This window comes from Streptomyces europaeiscabiei (assembly GCF_001550375.1).
Taxonomy (GTDB): Bacteria; Actinomycetota; Actinomycetes; order Streptomycetales; family Streptomycetaceae; genus Streptomyces; species Streptomyces europaeiscabiei.
The window spans coordinates 1-4,590 of record NZ_LRTR01000880.1; the positions used below are offsets into that span (position 1 = coordinate 1).

Consider the following 4,590-nt stretch of genomic DNA (forward strand, 5'->3'; position numbering starts at 1 on the left):
CCGCGAACACCGGCGAGGAATCCAACAACCCCACCGCCATCCCCACCCACTGCGACCCCTGCCCCGGAAACACGAACACCGCATCCACCACATCACCGGGGCTCTCGGTGAGGCCGCGGGCGACGGTCGCGGGCTGTTCACCGCGGGCCAGGGCATGCAGACCGTTCAGCAGTGTGTTGCGGTCGGAGCCGACGACGACGGCCCGCTCCTCCAACGCCGCACGACCGGCCAGCAGGGAGTGCGCGATGTCCGCGGGGGACAGATCGGCGGACTCGACACGGTCGGCCAGTCGCCGTGCCTGCTCCTTCAGCGCGGCCTGCGAGCGGGCCGACAGCACCCAGGGCAGGACGGCATCGGACGCTTCCTCCTCCTCGACGGCGGGTTCGGGAGCCGGTGCCTGTTCGAGGACGACGTGGGCGTTGGTGCCGCTGCCGCCGAAGGAGGAGACGCCGGCGCGACGGGGCCGCCCGGTCTCGGGCCAGTCGACGGCCTCGGTCAGCAGGCGCAGGGTGCCGGAGGACCAGTCGACGTGCGGGGTGAGTTCCTCGCCGTGGAGCGACTGAGGGACGGTGCCGCGCCGGAGCGACTCGACCATCTTGATCACGCCCGCGACACCGGATGCGGCCTGTGTGTGGCCGATGTTGGACTTGAGGGAGCCGATCCAGAGCGGATCGTCGCCGTGGCGTTCCTGCCCGTAGGTCGCCAGCAACGCCTGCGCCTCGATCGGGTCACCCAACTTCGTCCCCGTACCGTGCGCCTCCACCACATCCACATCCGCCGCCGACAACCCCGCATCAGCCAACGCCGCCCGAATCACCCGCTGCTGCGAAGGCCCGTTCGGAGCCGTCAGACCGTTCGACGCACCGTCCTGATTGATCGCCGAACCACGCACCACCGCCAACACCTGATGACCATTGGCCCGCGCATCCGACAACCGCTCCAACAGCAGCACACCCACACCCTCGCCCCAACCGGTTCCGTCGGCTCCGGCGGCGAAGGGCTTGCAGCGGCCGTCCTCGGCCAGACCGCGCTGCCGGCTGAACTCGATGAAGTTGCGCATGGTCGCCATGACGGTGGCGCCGCCCGCGACGGCCATCGAGCATTCGCCGGAACGCAGGGCCCGTACCGCCAGGTGGAGGGCGACCAGGGAGGAGGAACACATGGTGTCGAGGCTGACGGCCGGGCCCTCGAAGCCGAAGCTGTAGGCGATACGGCCGGAGAGGACGGCCGCGGACCCGCCGGTGAGCAGGTGGCCCTCGACGCCTTCGGGAGCGTTGGTGCCGTCGATGGCGTACGCCTGGTTGCTGGCGCCGACGAAGACGCCGGTGTCGCTGCCGCGCAGGGCCGTCGGGTTGATGCCGGCCCGCTCGAACGCCTCCCAGGTGGTCTCCAGGAGGAGCCGCTGCTGCGGGTCCATCGCGGTCGCCTCACGCGGCGATATCTCGAAGAACCCGGCGTCGAACTCGGTCGCGTCGTGCAGGAAGGCGCCTTGGCGGACGTAGCTGGTGCCGACGCGGTCGGGGTCGGGGTCGTAGACCGACTCGATGTCCCAGCCGCGGTCGGACGGCAGGTCGGAGACCGTGTCGACGCCGTCGGCGACGACCTGCCACAGGTCTTCCGGGGTGCGCACTGCGCCGGGCATGCGGCAGGCGGTGGCCACGATGGCGATGGGCTCGTGCGCCCGCGACTCCAGGTCGGTGAGCCTGCTGCGGGTCTTGCGCAGGTCCGTGGTGACGCGCTTGAGGTAGTCGCGGAGCTGGTCCTCGGTCTTGCCCACGTTGCCTGTGTTGCCCGCGTTGCCGGTGTTGCCCGTGTTGCCCATGCCAGTCAGCCCTTCGAGAATCGGGAAGTCGTGTCGGGGGGACCGCTCAGGAGATCCCGAGTTCCTTGTCGATCAGGTCGAACATGTCCTGGTCGGAGGCACCGACCAGCTCCTCGTCGACGGCCGCGTGGGCGGGCTCGTCGGTGGGTGGCGCCCAGGTGTCGAGCAGGCCGCGCAGAGCATCGGTGAGTTCCTGCCGGGCGGCCGGGTCGGTACTGGCGCGGTAGGCCGCCTCGATCTCCCTCAACCGGGGGTCGAGGGCGCCGGCGTCTGTGTCCGCGGGGAAGAGCTCGGCGCCCAGGTGGTCGGCCAGCGCGTTCGGCGTGGGGTGGTCGAACACGAGGGTGACGGAGAGTCTGGTACCGAGCGCGGCCCCGAGCCGATTGCGGAGCTCGACGGCGGTGAGCGAGTCGAAGCCCATGTCGCGGAATGCCCTGCCGGGCTTGACGCCGTCGCCGGCCCCGGCGCCGAGGACCGCTGTGACGTGGGTGCGGATCAGGTCGGTCAGCCTGCGCCTGCGCTTGGCCTCGGGCAGCGCGGCCAGCTCACCGCGCAGTGCCGTCATGGCCCCGTCCCGGTCGTCCACGGCGGCGGCGTCCTCGGTCTGACGCGTGGTCAGCATGGCTTCCACGTCGGGAATCTCGTCGATGAGGGGGCGGTGTCCGTGGGCGCAGTACGCGGGTACGAACCGGTCCCAGCGGATGTCCGCCACCACGACGGCCGTGTCACCCGCCGCCACCGACTCCCGCAGGGCACGCACGGCGAGCCGCGGTTCCATCGCGGGCACGCCGCGCCGCAGCAGTTGCTCCCCCACCTCGGCGTCGACCATGCCGCCACCCGCCCAGGCACCCCAGGCGATCGAGGTGGCGGGCAGGCCCGCGGCGCGGCGCCGTTCGGCGAGGGCGTCGAGGTGGGCGTTGGCGGCCGCGTACGGGGCCTGGCCGCCGTTGCCCCACACGCCGGCGCCGGAGGAGAAGAGCACGAAGGCGTCCAGTGGACGACCGGCCAGCAGTTCGTGCAGGTTCTCGGCGCCGACGACTTTGGCGTCCATCAGGTCGACGGCCTCATCGACGTCGACTCGGGTGAGCGGCCGCGCCTGGTCGACGGCGCCCGCGGTGTGGACGACCGCGGTCAGGGGAGGAGCGGCGGGGAAGCTCTCCAGGAGCGCGGCGAGCGCGTCACGGTCGGCGACGTCACAGGCGGCGACGGTCACCCGACAGCCGAGGCCGGTGAGTTCGCGCTCCAGCTCCGCCGCGCCGGGCGCGTCCGGGCCACGTCGGCTGGTCAGTACCAGGTGCTCCGCGCCCTCACAGGCGAGTTCCCGGGCCACGTGGGCGCCGAGCGCGCCGGTGCCGCCGGTGACGAGGACGGTGCCGCGCGGCTTCCACACCGGTGGGACGACGGAGCCCGCGCCGGCGAGGGGCGAGCGCACCATCCTTCGGACGCGCACGCCCACGGGACCGGCCCGCAGCGCGAACTCGCTGTCCCCACCGGTCGCGTGGCCCGCCGCCAGCAGTGCGGGCAGGTGCGACAGCAATTCGGCCGAACCGTCCGCGGGGAGGTCGACCAGCCCGCCTGAGCGCTCGGGGTCGTCCAGCGCGGCCACCCGGAGCAGGCCCCACACGGCGGCCTGGCCGCTGTTCGGCGCCTCATCACCGTCCCGTACGGCCTCATCACCGTCCCGTACGGCCTCATCACCGTCCCGTACGGCCTCGTCGTCGACCGCGACGGCTCCGCGCGTCAGCGTCCACAGTCCGGCGGGGAGCGCGATGTCGGTGAGCGCCTGGCTCAACGCCATGGATCCCAGCAGTCCGGAGGAGACACCGGCGCTGCGCTTGTCCGGTTCGTCGTCCAGAGCCAGCAGCGACAGCACACCTGCGGGCGGGGCTCCCGCGCTTGCGGCGACGTCCAGGAGTTCGGCGAGGACCGCCCGGTCCGCCTGCTCCGGCACGACGACCGGTACGACACTCGCTCCCGACTCCTCAAGGACGCGTCGCGTCCGCGCCGTGACGTCGTCGCCAGTCATCGCCTCGGGCACGACGAGCAGCCACTCGCCGTCCAGAGCACCGCCCTCGGGAGCCGTGTACGGCCGCCATGCGACGCGGTAACGCCAGTCGTCCAAGGTGCTCCGCTCTCGGCGTGTGTTCCGCCAGGCGGCCAGGGCCGGAATCACGGTCTCCAGCCCGTCCTCGATACCGAGCGTGCCGGCCAGCTCCTCCAGGTCGCCTTCCTCGACGGTCCGCCAGAACTCCTCCTCCACCGGATCCGTCACCGCCTCGGCCTTGGCCTTCGGTACGTCCAGCCAGTAACGGCTGCGCTGGAACGCGTAGGTCGGCAGCTCCACCCGGCGCGGGGACACCCCCTCGAAGACCGGCGTCCAGTCCACGGACACACCATGCGCCCACGCCTCGGCCAGCGAGAGGTGGAAGCGCTCCAGGCCGCCCTCACCACGCCGCAGTGAACCCACCACCACGGCATCCGCACCGGCCGCCTCGACCGTCTCGGTCACCGGCACGGTCAGCACCGGATGCGGACTCATCTCCAGGAAAGCGCCATGCCCCTCCGCGACCAGCTTGGCCACCGCGGGCGCAAGACGCACCGTCCGCCGCAGATTGCGGTACCAGTACCCGGCGTCGGTCTCCGCCGAATCAATCCACTCGCCCGTCACCGTCGACAGGAAAGGAACGGACGGCTCCAACGCCACCACCGGCGCCAAAACCTCCCCCAACTCCCCCTCGATCAACTCCACATGAGACGAATGCGACGCA

2 protein-coding genes are annotated in these 4,590 nt (G+C 71.8%); both read right to left on the reverse strand.

All coding sequences use genetic code 11. The annotated features are described in order from the left end of the window. A partial coding sequence (locus tag AWZ10_RS44915; protein ID WP_167366054.1) for a type I polyketide synthase occupies positions 1–1,822 on the reverse strand: 1,822 nt, incomplete at its 3' end. A gap of 46 nt (positions 1,823–1,868) precedes the next feature. Continuing rightward, a partial coding sequence (locus tag AWZ10_RS44920) for an SDR family NAD(P)-dependent oxidoreductase (protein ID WP_060894103.1) occupies positions 1,869–4,590 on the reverse strand: 2,722 nt, incomplete at its 5' end.